This window comes from Streptomyces sp. NPDC041784 (assembly GCF_055591025.1).
This window is the reverse complement of record NZ_JBVJAB010000020.1, coordinates 54,162-71,544: the sequence shown is the minus strand read 5'-3', so window position 1 is coordinate 71,544 and position 17,383 is coordinate 54,162. Positions and strand designations below refer to the sequence as shown.

Here is a 17,383-nt window from a genome sequence, read left to right as displayed (position 1 = left end):
CAATAGCGCATGACCGGGCGCACTCCGCTCGCCGCCACCCAGGACCCTGGCGTCTGGCAGCAGATATTCAACTTCGACGACTACGGCGAACTGCTGGGCCTCGTCCACAACTCCCTGCTGGCCGGGGCACTTGTGGGCCTCGTGGGCGGTCTGGCGGGCGTCTTCGTGATCATGCGGGATCTGCCGTTCGCCGTGCACGGCATCAGCGAGCTGTCCTTCGCGGGCGCCTCCGCGGCACTCCTGCTCGGGGTCAACATCGTGGCCGGGTTCATCGCGGGTTCCCTGATCGCGGCCGGCGCCATCGGTGTGCTGGGCGTCCGGGCCCGGGACCGGAATTCGATCATCGGCGTCCTCATGCCGTTCGGACTCGGCCTGGGTGTGCTCTTCCTGTCCCTCTACAAGGGACGGGCCGCCAACAAGTTCGGGATTCTCACCAGCCAGATCATCGCCGTCGACACCCCGCAGATGACATGGCTCGTCGGCACCTCCGCGGCGTCGCTGATCGCCCTCGCCGTCATCTGGCGGCCGTTGACCTTCGCGAGCACCGATCCCGAGGTGGCGGAGGCACGAGGCGTGCCCGTACGCGCGCTGTCCTTGGCCTTCATGCTGGTCCTCGGCCTCGCGGTCGCCCTGTCCGTACAGATCGTCGGAGCGTTGCTCGTCCTCGCGCTCCTCGTCGACCCGGCGGCCGCCGCCGCGCGGATCACCGCGTCTCCCGTGCTGCTGCCGCTGCTGAGCGTCGTCTTCGCCCTGCTGGCGATGGAGGGCGGGATCCTGCTCGCCCTGGGAAGCACCGTCCCCATCAGCCCGTACGTGACGACCATCTCGTTCGTGATCTATTTGGTCTGCCGCCTGGTGGGCGGCCACCGCGCACGCCGTCTCCCACACCGCCTTCCCGGCCAACTCGACCGTGGAAGAGGTGCAGGTACAGACTGGAGGAGAGGTCCGTCGCGCCTGATCCCGCGCACTCGCAGAACGGCAAGGCGGAAGGAGCCCCTATGCATCCCCTCGCCATCGCAGGCGCCACCGCCGGCAAGCTCGTCCACTACGCCGTCTCCGGCGTCGTGGGCGCTCTCCTCGTCAAACACCTTCCCCAGACCAAACCCGCGGCGCGCAAGGCCCTCGTCGGCGGCCTCGCGGGCGGGATCGTCGCCGGGCGCTGGCTCGCCTCGGCCGCCGAGGAGGCCCGGCTCAAGGCCGGGGACATGCTTGCCGAGGCCCGGACCACGCTCGGCGAGGAGGTACCGCCGCCGTCGGCCGTCAGCGTCGACAACCACGATCACGGACACGAGCACTGATCATGCCCACCGTGCTCGTGTGCTCCGTGGCCTCGGGGCGCGCCCGCCTGAACGTTCCCTGGCTGCGGGCCCGCCCGGGCTGCGCCGGGCTCGTGGACGACCGTCTGACCGGCCTGGGCGGGTTCCGTGCGCTGCGCATCTTCCCGCGCACCGGCAGCGTCGTGATCTGGATGGATCCGGAGCAGCTGGACATCGACGACCTGGTCGCCGCGCTGGAAGAGGCCCCGCCCGCCTCCGCGCCGGCCAAGCCGACCCGGTCCACGCCCGACTCCTCCACCGGCGAGGTCGTCCGGCTCGTCGTCGGCGGCGCGGTTCTCGCACTCGTGGCCCTGCGCCGCCTGCTGGGCAGGCCACGGCTCACGCTCGGCTCCTCGGGCTTCCTCGGCGTGGTCACCGTCTTCACCGGCCTGCCCTTCTTCCGTGGTGCCCTGCGCTCCCTGCGCGGCCGCAGCAGTCCCGGCACGGACACCCTGGTCACCGCGGCCACCGTGATCTCCCTGGTGCTCCGCGAGAACGTGGTCGCCCTCACCGTGCTGTGGCTGCTGAACATCGGCGAGTTCCTCCAGACGCTGACCCTGCGCCGCACCCGGCGCGCCATCGAGGAACTGCTCACCATCGGTGACGAGCGCGTCTGGCTCGTACGCGAGGGCGTCGAGGTCGAGGTGGCGCTGGAGGACGTACGGCCCGAGGACGTGGTCGCGGTCTACGAACACCACCGCATCCCCGTCGACGGACACGTCGTCTCCGGCGAGGCGCTGGTCGACCAGGCGGCCGTCACCGGCGAGGCCCTGCCCGTCTACGCCCGGACCGGCACCCATGTCTACGCGGGCACCATCGTCACCTCCGGCTCGCTCACCGTCCGCGCGGACGCCGTCGGCCGGGACACCACCGTCGGCCGGATCATCAGCCGGGTCGAGGAGGCCCAGACCGACCGGGCGCCGATCCAGACCGTCGCCACCCGCTTCACCCAGCGGTTCGTCCCCGTCTCCTTCGCCCTGTCCGCACTGACCTACGCGGTCACCCGCGACGCCCGCCGGGCGATGACCATGCTGCTGATCGCCTGCCCCTGCGCGGCCGGCCTCGCCACCCCGACCGCCATCAGCGCCGCCATCGGCAACGGCGCCCGCCGCGGCACCCTCATCAAGGGCGGCACCCACCTGGAGGGCATCGGCCGGGTCACCGCCGTCGTCTTCGACAAGACGGGCACCCTCACCTTCGGCAAGCCCCTCGTCACCAGCGTCGTCACCCTCCGCGACGACTTCAGCGCCGACGAGGTCCTCAGCCTGGCCGCCTCCGGGGAACTCCACGCCCGCCATCCCCTCGCCCAAGCCATCGTCGCCCGCACCGAGGAACAGCACCTGCACGTCCCCATCCACCAAGCCTGCGAGGTCGTCCTGGGCATGGGCATGCGCGCCGAACTCGACGGCACCCGCCTGCTGGTCGGCAGTCCCGCCCTGCTGCGGCAGCACGGCGTCGGCCTGACCGACGAGGCCCAGGGCTGGACCGAACGGCTCCGCGGCGGCGGCGAGACCGTCATCTGCCTGGCCCACGACCAGGACCTCATCGGCCTCCTCGGAGTCTCCGACGCCGTACGTGCCGGAGCCGAAACCGTGATTCAGCAGCTGCGCGACCTCGGCGTCTCCCGGCTGGTGCTCCTCACCGGCGACGCCCCGGAGACCGCGCAGGTCGTCGCCGACGCACTCGGCATCGTCGAAGTCCACGCACACGCCCTGCCGGAGGCCAAGCTCCAACTGATCCGGGACCTTCAGGCCGAGGGCCACACGGTGGCCATGGTCGGCGACGGCACCAACGACGCTCCCGCCCTCGCCCTGGCCGACGTCGGCATCACCATGGGCGAACACTCCTCGCACGTGGCCCTGGAGACCGCCGACATCGCGCTGGCGGGCAACGACCTGCGCCAGGTCGCCGCCGTCGTCGAACTCAGCCGCCACACCCTGCGCGTCGTACGGCAGAACTACGGCCTCGCCATCGGAGTGAACCTGCTCGGCCTGGTGGCGGGCGCCGGCGGATCCATGAACCCCGTCCTGGCCGCCCTGCTCCACAACACCAGCAGCATCGCCGTCGTGGGCAACTCGGCCCGCCTGGTCAACCACACCCCGCATCTGCCACGGGTCGGTGACGAGGTACTCAGACGGGCTCCGCTGGAGGAACGCCGGGTGCGCTGACGCCTTCGCTGCTGTGAGCGCGTTTCCGCGACGACGCCCAGAAGTGGATCGCCGAGCGGCGCCCGTTCGTGTGGACCGGTCGGGTGACGGTCAGGTGCCCGCTCGTGTGGACCGGTCGGGTGACGGTCAGGTGCCCGTTCGCGCCCCCAGCCGTGTCGTCGTGTCCATGAGCGACACGGTGAACGGGTGGCTCGGTGCGGTGAGGACTCGGTGGGCCGGTCCCTGTTCGACGAGTTCGCCGGCGTCCAGGACGGCCATGCGGTGGGCCAGGGCGGCGGTGTCCAGGTCGTGGGTGATCAGGACGAGGGACAGGTCGTCGCGGTCGTGGAGCAGGGTGGTGAGGATGCCGAGGATGCCCCGGCGGGTGATCGAGTCGAGGCCGGAGGTGATCTCGTCGCAGATGAGGACGCGAGGCCGGGCCAGCAGGGCGCGGGCGAGGGCCGCGCGCTGGAGTTCGCCGCCGGAGAGTTGTCCGGGGCGTCGCAGGACCAGGTCCTCGGACAGGCCGAGGCCGGTCAGCGTGGCCAGGGCCTCCTGCGTCGCGGCGGAGGACCCGGTGCCGCGCAGCCGTATCGCGGTACGGGCGATCTGGTGCAGGACGGGACGGTGTTCGTCGAAAGCGGGGCGCGCGTCCTGGAAGACGTACTGCACGGCCGCCAGTTGTGCGCGGTCGCGGTCGCGCAGGCTGCGGGGCAGCGGTGTGCCGTCGAGGAGGATCTCTCCGCCGTGGTCGCGGTGGAGTCCGGCCAGGCACCGGGCGAGGGTGGTCTTGCCGCTCCCGGAGCGGCCGACGACCGCCAGGCTCTCGCCCGCGCGCAGGTCGAGTTCGGTCAGGCGCAGTACCTCGGTCGTGCCGCGTGTGGTGTTGCGGTGGTGGGCGGTCAGGTCGCGTATCCGCAGGACGGGGCTGCGGCCGCTGCCGCTCGCGCTTTCCGGCTCTGTGAACTCCGGCTGCCCGGACAGCAGTTCGCGGGTCCATTCGTGCCGGGGCGCGAGCAGCAGACCTTGCGCCGGGCCCGACTCCACGATCCGGCCCGCCCGCATGACGATCACCTCGTCGGCGAGCGCCCGTACGACGTCCAGGTCGTGGCTGAGCAGGACGACGGCGATGCCACGGGCCGCGACGGCCGCCAACTGGTCGACGATGCGGCTCTTGGTCAGGGCGTCCTGACCGGTGGTGGGCTCGTCGGCGACGATCACGCGGGCGCCGAGCAGCAGGGCCTGGGCGAGGACGACGCGTTGCTGCTGGCCGCCGGAGAGCTGGTGCGGATAGCGGCGCAACAGGGTCTTGCCGTCCGGGAGTTGGGCCTCGGCGAGCGCGCGCAGGACGCGTTCTCGGGCCGCTGCCCGGCGTTGACCGCGGGGCAGGTGGCGTACCTGGGCGCGGGCGACGTCCGTCAGGAGGGCGGAGATACGGCGGGCGGGGTTGAGGACGGCGGCCGGGTGCTGGGGGATGTAGCCGACCAGGCCGTCGGCCGCCAGGCGGACGTCGCCGGTGACGTGGGCGCCGGGCGGGTACTCGCCCAGCAGGGCGAGGCCGGTGGTGGTCTTGCCGCTGCCCGAGGCGCCGACCAGGGCGGTGACCTTGCCGGGGAGGGCCTTGAGACTCACTCCGTCGACGATCGCCCTGCCGCCGACCTCGACGCGCAGGTTCCGGATCTCGGCCACGGGATCCACGGTGGCGTCCCTCTCGTGGTTCACGGACGTGCTTCCTTCTCTGTCCGGCTCTCGCCTTTGGCCAGCGCCGCGTCGAAGAGGAGGTTCGTGCCCATCGTCAGGGCGACGATCAGCAGGGCGGGGACGACCACGGCCCACGGCTGGACGAACAGGCCGGTGCGGTTGCGGTCGACCATGACCGCCCAGTCCGCGGCGTCCGGGGCGACCCCGACACCGAGGAACGCGGCCGTGGCGACCAGGTACAGCACGCCGGTCAGCCGGGTGCCGGCGTCGGCGGCCAAGGTGCGCAGCATGGAACGGCCGACGTAGCCGACGGCCATGCGCCACCAGGGCTCGCCCTGCATGCGCAGCGCCTCGACCGCGGGGCGGGCGGCGGCCTCCGCGGCGGCGGCGCGTACGAGCCGGGCGGCGTCGGGCACGTTCACCAGTGCCACCAGCAGGGCCAGACCGACGGGGCCGGGGGAGAACACGGTGGCGGCCAGCAGGATCAGCAGCAGCGACGGGACGGCGAGCAGGACGTCCAGGGGACGCATCAGCAACTCCTCCAGCCAGCGGCGATGCGTGAGCGCGCCGACCAGGCCGACGGGGAGCGCGACGAGATACGACAGGGCGGTGGCGGCGAGGGCGGTCAGCACGACCGGCCTGCCGCCGTGCAGTACCTGCTGCCCTACGTCCCGGCCCACGAAGTCGGTGCCGAGCCAGTGGCCGTCGCCGACGGTGAAGGACGCCGTCCGCGGACCTGGTTCGCCGGCGAACACCGGGCCCAGGAGGGCGAGCACGAGGGGTACGGCGACGACCGTCACGCCGAGGGCGAAGCGGGCCGTCCGTGGCTGCGTCAGCTTCGTCAGCTGCGTCAGCTTCGTCAGCTTCTTCATGCGGCCACCCCCGCCCGGGGTGCGAGACGGTGGGCGACGAGATCCGCGGCCAGGTTCAGTACGACGGTCAGCACGCCGAACACCACGGCGAGGCCCTGGACCACCGGCACGTCGCGCTCGGCGACCGCGTTGAGCAGGACGGTGCCGAGCCCCGGGATCACGAAGAGCGCCTCCACGACGATGACGCCGCTCAGCAGCCAGTCGACGGTGCGGGCGAGGTGCTGGGCGGCGGGGGCGAGGGCGCCCGGCAGGGCGTGGGTGTAGCGGATGCGGGTGCCGGAGATGCCGTAGCGGCGGGCCTGGGCCACGTAGGGGGAGGCGAGCGCGTCGATCATGCCGGCCCGCACCAGGCGGGACAGGGAGCAGACCGGGCGGGACAGCAGGACCAGCACGGGCAGGACGAGCGCGGCGGGGTGGCCGAGCAGGTTGGTGCCGTAACCGACGGCGGTCGGTGGCAGCCAGCCCAGCCGGAGTGCGAGAACGGTCACCAGCAACACGCCGAGGGCGAACTCGGGCACCGCGTACACGGCGAGCGTGACCGAGCTGATCACCCGGTCGGCGACGCGCCCCTCGTGGCGGGCGGCGAACACGCCGAGGCCGAAGCCGATCGGGACGAGCAGCGCCACGGTGAGCGCGGCCAGCAGCACGGTCGGGCCGAAGCCGTCGGAGATGTACTGGCCGACCGGGCGGCCGGAGGTCAGGGAGGTGCCGAAGTCGCCGTGCACAAGACCCACCGCCCAGTCGGCCAGCCGCTCGTACGCGGGCCGGTCGAGATGCATGGCCTCGCGGATGGCGGCGATCCGGGCGGGGTCGGGCTGGTCGCCGGCCAGTGCGACGGCGGCGTCGCCCGGCAGCGCCTCGGTGAGCGCGAAGACCAGCAGCACCACGGCCACGGTCTGCACGACGCCGAGGAGCAGCCGCCGGGCGACGAAGGAACGCAGTCCGCTCACGCGAGCCAGACCTTGTCGAAGCGGGCCCAGTCGAGCGTGTTGGCAGGGGCCTCGGCCGCAACTCCCTTCACTCTGCGGGCCGTTCCGAGGATCCAGTCGGCGAACCCCCAGATGAGGAAGCCGCCCGCGGCGTACAGGCGGCGCTGCATCCGCTCATAGACGGCTGCCCGTTCGGTCTTGTCGCGGGTGGACTGGGCCTGCTGGTACAGGGCGTCGAAGTCCTTGTGCTTCCACTTGGTGGCGTTGGTGGTGGAGTCGGTGAGCAGGCGCTGGGAGATGTGGGCCTCGATGGGCAGGGCGCCGGAGCGGTAGCAGCACAGGGTGCCGTTGTCGAGGATGTCGGCCCAGTAGGAGTCCTTGCTGCCCATCTTCACGTCGACGGTGACGCCCGCCTTCTTCGCCTGGTCACGGAAGATGCTCGCGGCCTCGGTGAACCCGGCGGCGACGGCCGAGGTGTCGAGGGTGACCTTCAGGTTCTCGGCGCCGGCCTGCTTGAGCAGGGCGCGGGCCTTGTCGAGGTCCTGAGCGCGCTGGGGGAGGCCGTCGGCGTAGTACTCGTAGCCCTTGCCGAACAGGTCGTTGCCGATGACGCCCGCACCGGACAGGGCGCCGTCGACGAGTTCCTTGCGGTCGGCGATGAGGAAGAACGCCTCGCGTACGCGCTTGTCGTCGAAGGGGGCCCGGTCGGTCTTCATCGCGAAGCCCTGCATGGCGCTGCCCCGGAGCCGCACGATCTCGATCTGCCCCTTGCCCTCGTGGGCGCGGGCGGTCGCGGGGTTGAGTTCGTGGGCGTACTCGACCTGTCCGCCGAGGAGCGCGTTGACGCGGGCGGACTCCTCGTTGGCGACGACGAACTCGAGCTGGTCGAGGTGCGGGGCGCCCTCCCAGTAGTCGTCGTAGCGGCGGAAGACGGCGGAGCGGCCGGGGGAGAAGGAGACGAACCGGAAGGGGCCTGAGCCGATCGGCTTCGTGTCGAAGTCGCCTGATTCCCCCGCGTTCTCCGGGACGATGTACGCGCCGAACGCGGCCAGGATGTTGGGGAACTCGGCGGTGGGCCGCTTGAGGACGAACTCGATGCTCCGCTCGCCGGTGGCGCGGCTGACGTCGAGGTCGATGGGGTCCAGGGACGCCCTGGCGCGGAACGCCTGCTTCGGGTCGGCGATCCGCCGGTAGCTGTAGAGGACGTCGGCGGCCGTGACCGGCTTGCCGTCGTGGAAGGTCGCCTTGCGCAGGGTCACCTGCCAGCGGTCCAGGGTCTTGTTCGACTCCCACTTCTCGGCGAGGCGGGGCTGGGCCGAGAGGTCGGCGCCGTAGTCGGCGAGCTTGTCGTACAGCGCCTTGGCGCGGGCGGCGTCGGCGAAGAGGTTGGCCAGGTGCGGGTCGAGGGTCTCACTGGCGCCGCCGCCCGCGAACGCGGCGCGCAGCCGCCCGCCCCGCTTCGGAGTGCCGTCGCCCTTGGCGTCGGAGCCCTCGCTGCCGGAGCCGCCGCAGCCTGCGAGGGCGAGTGCGCCGAGTGAGGCGGCGCCCGTGGCGGCGAGGAAGCCGCGGCGGTGCAGGCCGGGGAAGCGTTCGTCGTACATGACCGTTCCTTGGGGTGTGGGTGTGGGTGTGGGTGTGGTGTTGGCGTGGGTGTCAGTGGGTGGAGTTCAGGCGGGCGACGACGTGCAGGCGGTCCTCGTCCGTCGTGTCGCTGGGCAGCCGGCCTTCCTGCCAGGGCGGCTCCGTGCGTGGGCCGGGCCCGTCGTGGAGTTCGAGGACGTCGAAGCCGTGTGCGGCCAGCAGGTGACGCAGCTCCTGCGGGAACAGCAGCCGCCACGCGGAACGCTGTTCGACCGGCGCCGACCCGTCGTCGGCGGTCCACACGCGCGTACGGCGCAGGAGCTGGGCCGTACGGTCCACGGTGAGCGTGGTGTGGGACCGGTGGACGGTGCCCTGCCAGGTGAAGGAATTGACGGTGGGTGTGTCCAGCAGGTGGGTACGGCCGAGGAAGTACGCGCCGTTGCGCATCTCCGCCACCAGGAGACCGCCGGGAGCCAGGGCACGGCGGCAGGAGGAGAGAAAGGCGTCGAGCTGGTCGTTGGTGTGGCAGTACAGCAGGGCGCTGTCCAGGCACACGACGGCGTCGAACACGCCCCGGCCGAGGTAGAAGCCGTGCAGGTCGGCACGGACGTACTCGGGTCCGGGGTGGTGGGTGCGGGCGTGGGCGAGCATCGCCTCGGAGAGGTCGGCACCAGTGACCGTGCGGCCGGCGCCGTGCAGGTGGGCGGCGTCGCGGCCGGTGCCGCAGCCCAGGTCGAGGACGCGCGGTCCCGCCCCGTGCCGTCGGAGGCAGTCCTCCGTCCAGCGCCCGGCCAGCCGGCCGGGGTCGGGGAAGCGGGCCTCGTACAGCTCGGGGTTGTCGGTGAGCAGGTTGTGCGCAGCGGTCGTGGAAGTCATGCCGTGTCCCTCCTCAGGCCGTGACGGGTACGGCGGGCTTCGAGGGCGTCGGCAGCGACCCGAGCCGGTGCAGCCAGGCCACGCCCAGCGCGGAGGCGAGCCCGAACAGGGCGCAGCACGCCCATGGCAGCCACTCGGCGTCGCCCCGCTCCCCGGTGTCCATGGCCCAGCCGACGATGGTGTTGCCGACGGCGGCGGCGATGCCGGAGACCACGTAGAAGACGCCGAAGTAGGTGCCGGTCAGCTCCGGCCGGCCGAAGCCGGGGATCAGTTCCATCACGAACGGCTGGGCGATCATCACTCCGAGGTAGAGCAGCAGGGCGCCGGCCAGGACGGGCAGGGCGCGCAGCACCGCGTCGGCCGCGCCGTCCGGGCCGTCGGAGCCGACCGCCACCAGGGCGGGCGGCAGGAACGCCAGTGCCATGAGACCCAGGCCCGTCGCGATCCAGCGCGCCCGGTCTCCCCGCTCCTTGAGGGCACGGGTGACGCGCAGTTGGAGCGCCAGGTTGGTGAGGGTGCCGACGAGGAAGACGAGTCCGGCGGCGCCGTCCCAGCCGGTGGCCTGCCGGGCTCCGTCAGGCAGCAGCAGGTACAGCTGGTTCTCCAGGGTGAACATGCCGACCATGGCGAGCGCGAAGGCGAGGAAGGCCCTGTTGCCCAGGACCTCGCGCCAGTCGGCCAGGACCGTGCCCTTGCTCGGCTCGACTTCCCGGGCCGGCAGCACGAGGGCCTGCGCGACGGTGAGGGCGGCGAAGATTCCGGCGGCGGTGAGCGCGGACGTGCGGAAGTCCACGAGCAGCAGCGCGCTGCCCAGCAGCGGGCCGATCAGGGCGCCGGTGGTGGCGAACACGTTGAACAGGGCGAACGCCTCGGCCCTGCGCTCGGTGGCCTCCCGCGCGATGTAGGTGCGTACGGCGGGGTTGAACAGCGCCCCGGCGAGCCCGCTGAGGACGGACGCGGCGAGCAGCACGGCCAGGCTGTCGCCGAGCGCGAACAGGGCGAACCCGACGGTGCGCAGGGCACAGCCGGCGATGATGACGCCGCGCGCGCCGAGCCGGTCGGAGGCGGAGCCGCCGATGATGAACAGCCCCTGCTGGCTGAGGTTGCGCACGCCGAGCACGATGCCGACGACGGCCGCCGACATGCCCAGGTGGTCGGTGAGGTGGGTGGCGAGGTAGGGGATGAGGAGGTAGAAGCCGATGTTGACGCCGAGCTGGTTGACCAGCAGGAGCTGGACCGCGAGCGGGAATCGGCGCAGCTCACGCCACGTCCCCATCCGCACCCACCTCCTGAACTCCCAGGCCGGGACGGCCGCTTGCGCGTACGACGCCGTTCTCGCCGCCGATCCCGGTCCACGGGTCGTGGGCGAGCAGCAGGTGTCCGTCGAGGTCGGCCCAGCGGGCCCGGTCGGCGAGGTGTACGGCGGGCGCGAGGCCGAGGCTGCTGGCGGTGAGGCAGCCGAGCATCAGTGCCGTGCCACTGTCGTCGATCGCCTCGGCGATGCGCAGGGCCGCGTGCACCCCGCCGCACTTGGCGAGCTTGACGTTGATGCCCTGGACGCGGCCGGCCATCCGGCGCACGTCCTCCAGGTCGACGGCGTCCTCGTCGGCGATGACCGGCAGCGGCGAGCGCTCGGCCAGCGCTCCCAGCGCCTCCGGGTCGCCGGGCGCGACGGGCTGCTCGACGGCCTCGACGCCGAGGTCGGCGAACCGGTGCAACAGCGCCTCGGCCTGGGCTGTGGTCCAGGCACCGTTGGGATCGAGCAGGAGCCGGGCCCGGGGCGCCGCGTCGCGGATGACGCGGACGCGCTCCACGTCGTCCTCCGGGTCGGGGGTTCCCGCCTTGACCTTGATGACCTCGAAGCCGCTCGCCGCGAGACAGCGGGCCTGTGCCGCCGCGTGGGCGAGGGAGGTGATGCCGATGGTGCGGGCGGTGGCCGCGACCGGAGGTGCGGCGGCACCGAGCAGCCGGTGGACGGGGCTGCCCGCGCGCTTGCCGACGAGGTCGAGCAGCGCGGCCTCGGCGGCTGCGGTCACGGCCGGGGGCGTGCCCTCGTCGGCCGGCTCGCCCGCCCGCAGGGTTTCGAGGGCGCTCTCGGGGTCGGGGAAGCGGGCGAGTTCCGCGCCGACGGCGGAGAGGAGCCGTTGCAGGGTCTCGACGTCGAGCCCGTAGTAGACGCTGGTGACGGCCTCACCATGGCCACTGGCGCCGTCGTGCTCGACGGTCAGCCACACGGCGTCGCGGGTGGCCATGGTGGAGCGGGAGATGCGCAGCGGCTCGGTGAGATCGAGGCGTACGGTGCGCAGGCTGGCCTTCACGGGGTCCTTTCCGGAGGGGGTACAGCATGGGGGGCGGCCCTCAGCGGGTCGGTGACGCGAGTGCAGCGCACCCAGCCGATGGCCTCGGCCGCGCCGGGGTGCGGGATCTCGACGGGCCGGGTGACCGCGGCGGTCGGGTCGAGGCCGTGGGCCGTGGCGAAGTCGTCGTCGTAGACCGTGCCGAGGTAGCGGTGAGGTCCGTCGGGGAAGACGGTGGCGACGACCGCGCCGGGATGGACGCGGGCGGCCCAGGCGGCGACGCGGGCGGCGGCGCCCGTGCTCCAGCCGCCGCTGACGAAACTGCCGCGGGCCAGGCGGCGGCAGCTGTCCACGGCCTCGGCCGGGCCGACCCAGTGCACCTCGTCGAAGGCCTCGTAGGCGACGTTGCGCGGGTGGATGCTGCTGCCCAGGCCGCGCATCAGCCTCGGCCTGGCGGGCTGGCCGAAGATGGTGGAGCCGGTCGAGTCGACGCCGATCAGCCGCTGCGCGGGCCAGCGCCGCCGCAGCGGGCCGATGATGCCCGCACTGTGGCCGCCGGTGCCGACGCTGCACACCAGGATGTCCAGATGGTCGAGCCGGTCGACGAGTTCGGCGGCCAGGGAGGTGTAACCGGCGCTGTTGTCGGGGTTGTTGTACTGGTCCGGCCAGTACGCGCCGGGCAGTACGGCGAGCAGCTCCCGCAGCCGGCCCAGCCGAGCCGCCTGCCAGCCGCCCCGGGCCGCCGGGCGGTCCACGATCTCCAGCCGCACCCCATGGGAGCGCAGCAACTGCCGCATGGACGGCTCCAGTTCACTGTCGCCGACCAGCACGACGGGATGGCCGAGGGCCTGGCCCGCGAAGGCGAGCCCGATCCCGAGCGTGCCCGAGGTGGACTCCACCACCGGTGCACCGGGCCGCAGTTCGCCGCGTTCACGGGCGCCCAGCAGCATCGACACGGCGGCCCGCGCTTTCATGCCGCCCGCCGCGAGCCCTTCGAGCTTGGCCCAGAAGCCGGGGTGCGCGCCGGGCAGGTCGGCCGTGATGCGGACCAGGGGCGTGCGGCCGAGCAGGGCGAGCAGCTCCGGGCGTTCCGGGCCGGCGAGGGGGCGTACGGCCGTCGTGGTCATCGTCCGCCCTCCGGACAGGGGCCGCCGTAGCGGTGCACGGTGCCGGGACCGCCGTCGAGCCAGAAGAAGGGGTACGGCTCGGCGCACACGGCGCTCACCCCATGGCCGAGAAAGCGGGGCAGTACGGCGCTGCCGCTCTGGGCGAACATCACCAGCTGCTTGCCGTGTGTCAGCGCGTGCCGCCGCAGCGGCTCGAAGGTGCCGTTGCCCAGCGTCATCCCGGACACCAGCAGGGCGTCGCAGCGCCCGGCCTCGGCAAGCGCGTCGGCGACGACCGCCTCACCCCACTCGGTGAGCCCGCCCTTGAGATCACAGGGCACATAGCCCAGCCCACGCGAACGCAGCTCCTCCAGAAGGGAGTTGACGACTCCCACCACCAGCACGGTCGCGTCCGTCGGCAGATCGAGCAGCGCGACGACGGCCTTCGCCCGCGCCCGGGACTTCTCCAGCGACGTCCCGGCGGGCAGCGGTACCGGCCGCGCCCCGTTCCGCGGAGTGTGCGGAGCGACATGCATCAGATAGGCGTCCAGCGCGGCCACGCGCACCGGCAGCAGCGGATGTTCCAGCAGGTGAGCCACGTTCGCGCCCACACACTCCTCGACCGCACGGTCGGGAAGCGACCCGGGCTCGACCGCGCACGAGCCGACGGCCCCGCCCAGACGCAGGCTGAGGACCTCGTTGCGGTAGCCGGTGCCGCGCCCGTCGTGGCGTACCGCCTGCCGCGTGGTGAAGGCCACGGCGATCCGCTGCGAGGCCGGATCGGCACCCAGTTCACCGGCGCGGACGCGCGCCACGAGCTCGTCGTACGACGCGTACGACGTGTACGACGCGTACGACGCGTACGGCGCGTACGGCGCGTAGGTCTCGAACGTCGTCGTGCGGGCCGTGCCGGTGACGGCGGTCATCGGATCACCAGCCCGGACCGCAGCTCACCGAGCAGGGTCTCGACACGGTCGCGGGCGCCCAGCCCGTCGGCATCGCCTGTCATGACGTGCCCGAGGTACTCGTTGTTGCTGCCCGCCGCCTTCACCTGCTCGCCGGGCTCAGCGAGCTGCACCTCCAGCACATCCGGCGCGTCCCGGAGTTCCCCACCATCCAGTGACCGGAGCGTGCCCGAGGTCTCCGGCACGAGGAAGCCGATGGCCGCGCTGCACAGCCCTGTGTCACTGCGCCGCAGGTCGGGCTCGCGTCCGAGGGACACCTCCACGAAGGCCGCGGCCAGGTCGATGCCGGTCACGTGGCGGACCAGCTCGGTGATGCGGTTCCCGGCGGGCCGCGGGTTGACCTCGACCACGCGCGGACCGGCGGAGGTCAGCTTGATCTCGGTGTGCGCCACCACGCCGTCGGTCAGGCCGAGGGCCTCGAGCGCGGCGAGGGCGGTCTGCTCGGCGGCTTCGGCATCGGCGTCCGGCAGGGCGGCCGGGAACATGTGCCCGGTCTCGATGAACGCGGGCGCCCCGCCGATGTTCTTGTCGGTCACGCCCACCACGTGGACCGCGCCCGCGTGCGACACCGTCTCGACGCTCACCTCGGGGCCGTCCAGCAGTTCCTCCAGCAGGACGGCGGGCTCCCGGCGCTGCCCGCGGGCGTTGACCGGGAGGTCGGCCAGTACCCGTACGGCGGCGGCGAGTTGCTCCTCTTCGTCCACGCGCCGCACGTACATGCCCGCGCACAGGTCGACCGGCTTGACGACCAGCGGGTAGCCGATCTCCCGCGCCGCCCCAGCGATGTCGGCCCACTCCACGTGCACGGCGAAGCGCGGCCCGGGGACCCCCGCGTCGGCGAGGACACGGCGGGTGGAGTCCTTGCGGCAGGCGTCCTGAACCGCCTGCGGGGTCGAGCCCGGCAGACCCAGGTGCCCGGCGATCCGGGCCACGGTCGGCAGGTAGTAGTCGCAGGAGGTGATCACGCCGTCGAAGCGCAGCGCCTTGTGCAGCCGCTCGACCTCCGGCAGCAGGGCGTCGGTGTCGTTGGTGTCGGCGGTGATCAGGTTGCGGGCGCCGAGCAGCGGGTGCGCCGCCCCCTCGGGCGCCGAGCGGAGGTAGTGGTGCAGGTCGCGGGTGAGGAACGTGAACTCGTGCCCGCCCTCCCGGATCGCCCGCGGCAGCAGTCTGCTCATCGACCCGACCCAGCTCTCGACCATCAGCAGATGAGCCACAACTCCCCTTTTCATACCGGCGGTTCAGACGTCAGGGCAGCCCGGAGAGCCCTCGGGTGGGAGGGACCGGGCTGTGCGCCCCGCACACGCTATCGATAATCATTTTCATTTACCAGTCCTTGTTGCAGCCCGTCCGGGACACGGACGCGATGCGCGCCGCAGCTGGCGAACGGACCACGGACGCGTATGGAGCGGCGGCACACCCGAGGCAAGATCGTCCTGATCCCCTGAGCGAGGCAGACGGGTGAACCGGGGTGGCTGACATCGAAGGCGAACGGCCGACCGCCGCCTGATCACTGCGCCATCACGCCCCCCGCGACGAAGGAAGGCGCACTCGGCACGGTTCGGACGCCGTCTGGCCGACCGCGTCCTGCGCGAGGTGGCAGACGCGCTCGAAGCCTCATCCCGGCCCGTCAAGGGGTCGAGGGCCCGGTCGTTGGCGTTGCGGTCGGGGATCGTCCTGGAGAGTGCGGACGGGCATGCGATCGCGGAGGTCGCCCGGCGGCCGGGCATCACGACCGACACCGCAATCGCGACTCTCGCGCACGACGGTGAACCCGGCCGATCGATCGAGCGTCACCGCGGTGCGGTTTGTGGACGGTGTCGCGATGGGCGCCGACCGGCTTGAGCAGCCCGCAACTGTCCACGCCCGCGAACCATGGCGGTAACCGGGACGGCGCCCTCAGGGCGGAGCATCACGGTGGGGACCACGTGCGGGCCGGTCGGCCCACTTGACGGCGTCGGTGACCGCTCAGCGCACCGCGTCCGACATCACGCGGTGGCCGTGGCCCTCCAGCCGCCCGTCCCGCCCCTCCCACCGTGCGCAAGGCTGCGTCAACAGGGCCTCCTGGTGATCGGTTCGGTTCGCACGCACCCCCGAACTGCCAACAGGCCCTGCCGCCATGGGTCGGCACGCGGCTCGCCAAGGGCGGCGCGTCGGCCTCGGGGCTTCACGAAGGCTGTGAGCCGCTCGGCCGACGCGTCGGCGTCAGCGCAGCGCCCGCTTGTCCGCGTGCAGCGGTGCGGACAAGCGGATGGTGATGAACTCGTCGTTGTCCGGCTGCCCGGGTGTACGGCCCGAGGAGAACGGGAAGCCCAGTTAAGGTCCCACGGCAACCCGGGGCGCTCCGGCCGCAGCCGGCGCGATCGAAGTCCTCGGCGATCATGCCCCAGCTGGCCCGGGTGGTGACGAGGCACTGCCGTCCGGCGACGGCCCGGAGGCGTCACCTTCCTCGCCCTGGCCGCCCTGTGCCTGTGCGCCTCCCTCGTCGCCCGCCGCATCAGTGACAGCCAGGTTCGAGAGGCGTGCCCCGGGGCCGAAGGTGGCAGACCGGATCGCGGACACCCGGGGGCGGCGGCTGCCTCATCGGGCAGCGGTGGCTGCACTTGCGTGGACAGCCGAACGCCTGTACCCGGTACGCGCGCTGAGGCAATGTCAGGGGCAGAGAGGTGTGCCGCTGGACGTCCCAGGGAGCGAGAATGCCCGATCACGTACACGAACAGGAACACGACCACGATCACGACCACCAGCAAGCCGGCCACAGGGAGTCCCGGGCCGACGAATCGCGGCTGTTCAAGGCGGCAGCCGCGGGTCGCCCCGATGTGCTGGGCCCGTCCGGTATGGGCTCGCTGCAACGAGCCGTCGGCAACAGCGCGGTGGGCGCCATGCTGCGGCAGGAGCAGGACGAGGAATCCCCCTCGCCGCAGCGCTCGCCGGTGCACGACGTCATAGGGTCCGCCTCCGGGCAGACCCTCGGCGCCGATGTCCGCTCCGACATGGAGGCACGGCTCGGCGCCGACTTCTCCGACGTACGGGTGCACACGGGCGACGCGGCGCACGAGTCCGCGAAGTCCGTCGGCGCGCACGCCTACACCGTCGGCAACAACGTCGTCTTCCAGCGGGACGCCTACGACCCGTCGTCCCATGCTGGGCGCACGACGCTCGCCCATGAGCTGACCCATGTGATCCAGCAGCGCAGCGGCCCGGTCGACGGGACCCCGGCACCCGGTGGGGTCCGGGTCAGCGACCCCTCGGACCGGTTCGAGCGGGAGGCGAGCGCGAACGCCGAACGCGTCATGTCCGCGCCGGCCCCGGCCGCACAGGCGGTGGAGGGGGCGGTGGCCGCTCCCGGGGCGTCCGCGGCCGTTCAGCGGGAGGCGGCCGCTCCCGGGCCGTCCGCGGTCGTTCAGCGGGAGGCCGAGCAGGAGGACGAGGAACCCGCCGACGTACAGGGGCTGTTCGTGCAACGGGCCGAGGAGGAGGAGCAGCAGGACGAGCCGGGTGGCGCATGACCGAAGCGGGGGGGGGGGGGGGGGGGGGGGGGGGGGGGGGGGGGGGGGGGGGGGGGGGGGGGGGGGGGGGTAAGCTCGGCTCGAAGC

The 17,383-nt window shown here is 72.6% G+C and carries 13 protein-coding genes and 1 pseudogene; 4 read left to right on the top strand and 10 right to left on the bottom strand.

The annotated features are described in order from the left end of the window. Positions 1–9 precede the first annotated feature (9 nt). The 3 genes and pseudogenes from ACZ6D7_RS33670 to ACZ6D7_RS33660 form a co-directional block, all read left to right on the top strand. A pseudogene (locus tag ACZ6D7_RS33670) lies at positions 10–885 on the top strand (metal ABC transporter permease); the annotation flags it as partial. A gap of 113 nt (positions 886–998) precedes the next feature. Beyond that, positions 999–1,298 carry a DUF1490 family protein gene (locus tag ACZ6D7_RS33665; RefSeq protein WP_469499241.1) on the top strand — a complete coding sequence of 100 codons (300 nt, stop codon included), beginning with the start codon at positions 999–1,001 and terminating at the stop codon, positions 1,296–1,298. A 2-nt stretch (positions 1,299–1,300) separates the two neighbouring features. After that, on the top strand, positions 1,301–3,484 hold the full coding sequence (locus ACZ6D7_RS33660) for a heavy metal translocating P-type ATPase (RefSeq protein ID WP_469499236.1): 2,184 nt from the start codon (positions 1,301–1,303) through the stop codon (positions 3,482–3,484). Positions 3,485–3,610: 126 nt separating this feature from the next. Here the strand turns inward: ACZ6D7_RS33660 and ACZ6D7_RS33655 are convergent, their stop codons facing one another. The 10 genes from ACZ6D7_RS33655 to ACZ6D7_RS33610 are packed head-to-tail and all read right to left on the bottom strand — an operon-like array spanning position 3,611 to position 15,004. Further along, entirely contained in the window at positions 3,611–5,185 is a 1,575-nt protein-coding gene (locus tag ACZ6D7_RS33655; protein WP_469499233.1) for an ABC transporter ATP-binding protein, read from the bottom strand. Beyond that, the gene (locus tag ACZ6D7_RS33650; protein WP_469499230.1) at positions 5,182–6,036 is read right to left on the bottom strand and encodes an ABC transporter permease; all 855 of its coding nucleotides are present in this window, start codon (positions 6,034–6,036) and stop codon (positions 5,182–5,184) included. Before ACZ6D7_RS33650 ends, ACZ6D7_RS33655 begins: the two co-directional genes overlap by 4 nt. Beyond that, positions 6,033–6,986, bottom strand: coding sequence for an ABC transporter permease (locus ACZ6D7_RS33645; RefSeq protein WP_469499227.1), 954 nt, complete (start codon positions 6,984–6,986; stop codon positions 6,033–6,035). Before ACZ6D7_RS33645 ends, ACZ6D7_RS33650 begins: the two co-directional genes overlap by 4 nt. Beyond that, a complete protein-coding gene (locus tag ACZ6D7_RS33640; protein WP_469499224.1) occupies positions 6,983–8,566 on the bottom strand; it encodes an ABC transporter substrate-binding protein in 1,584 nt (527 codons plus the stop codon). The genes ACZ6D7_RS33645 and ACZ6D7_RS33640 overlap by 4 nt, the downstream gene beginning before the upstream one ends. 52 nt (positions 8,567–8,618) lie before the next feature. Beyond that, positions 8,619–9,422 carry a class I SAM-dependent DNA methyltransferase gene (locus ACZ6D7_RS33635; RefSeq protein ID WP_469499221.1) on the bottom strand — a complete coding sequence of 268 codons (804 nt, stop codon included), beginning with the start codon at positions 9,420–9,422 and terminating at the stop codon, positions 8,619–8,621. Positions 9,423–9,435: 13 nt separating this feature from the next. After that, positions 9,436–10,698, bottom strand: coding sequence for an MFS transporter (locus ACZ6D7_RS33630; RefSeq protein ID WP_469499218.1), 1,263 nt, complete (start codon positions 10,696–10,698; stop codon positions 9,436–9,438). Beyond that, complete coding sequence (locus tag ACZ6D7_RS33625; protein ID WP_469499215.1) at positions 10,682–11,740, bottom strand: dipeptide epimerase; 1,059 nt, start codon at positions 11,738–11,740, stop codon at positions 10,682–10,684. Before ACZ6D7_RS33625 ends, ACZ6D7_RS33630 begins: the two co-directional genes overlap by 17 nt. Further along, a complete protein-coding gene (locus ACZ6D7_RS33620; protein ID WP_469499212.1) occupies positions 11,737–12,846 on the bottom strand; it encodes a PLP-dependent cysteine synthase family protein in 1,110 nt (369 codons plus the stop codon). The genes ACZ6D7_RS33625 and ACZ6D7_RS33620 overlap by 4 nt, the downstream gene beginning before the upstream one ends. Continuing rightward, complete coding sequence (locus tag ACZ6D7_RS33615; RefSeq protein WP_469499209.1) at positions 12,843–13,751, bottom strand: hypothetical protein; 909 nt, start codon at positions 13,749–13,751, stop codon at positions 12,843–12,845. The genes ACZ6D7_RS33620 and ACZ6D7_RS33615 overlap by 4 nt, the downstream gene beginning before the upstream one ends. After that, entirely contained in the window at positions 13,748–15,004 is a 1,257-nt protein-coding gene (locus tag ACZ6D7_RS33610) for an ATP-grasp domain-containing protein (RefSeq protein ID WP_469499206.1), read from the bottom strand. Before ACZ6D7_RS33610 ends, ACZ6D7_RS33615 begins: the two co-directional genes overlap by 4 nt. Positions 15,005–16,483: 1,479 nt before the next feature. On the opposite strand from ACZ6D7_RS33610, the gene ACZ6D7_RS33605 reads away from it, so the two are divergent. Then, complete coding sequence (locus tag ACZ6D7_RS33605) at positions 16,484–17,296, top strand: eCIS core domain-containing protein (protein ID WP_469499204.1); 813 nt, start codon at positions 16,484–16,486, stop codon at positions 17,294–17,296. The last annotated feature ends 87 nt before the right edge of the window (positions 17,297–17,383 follow it).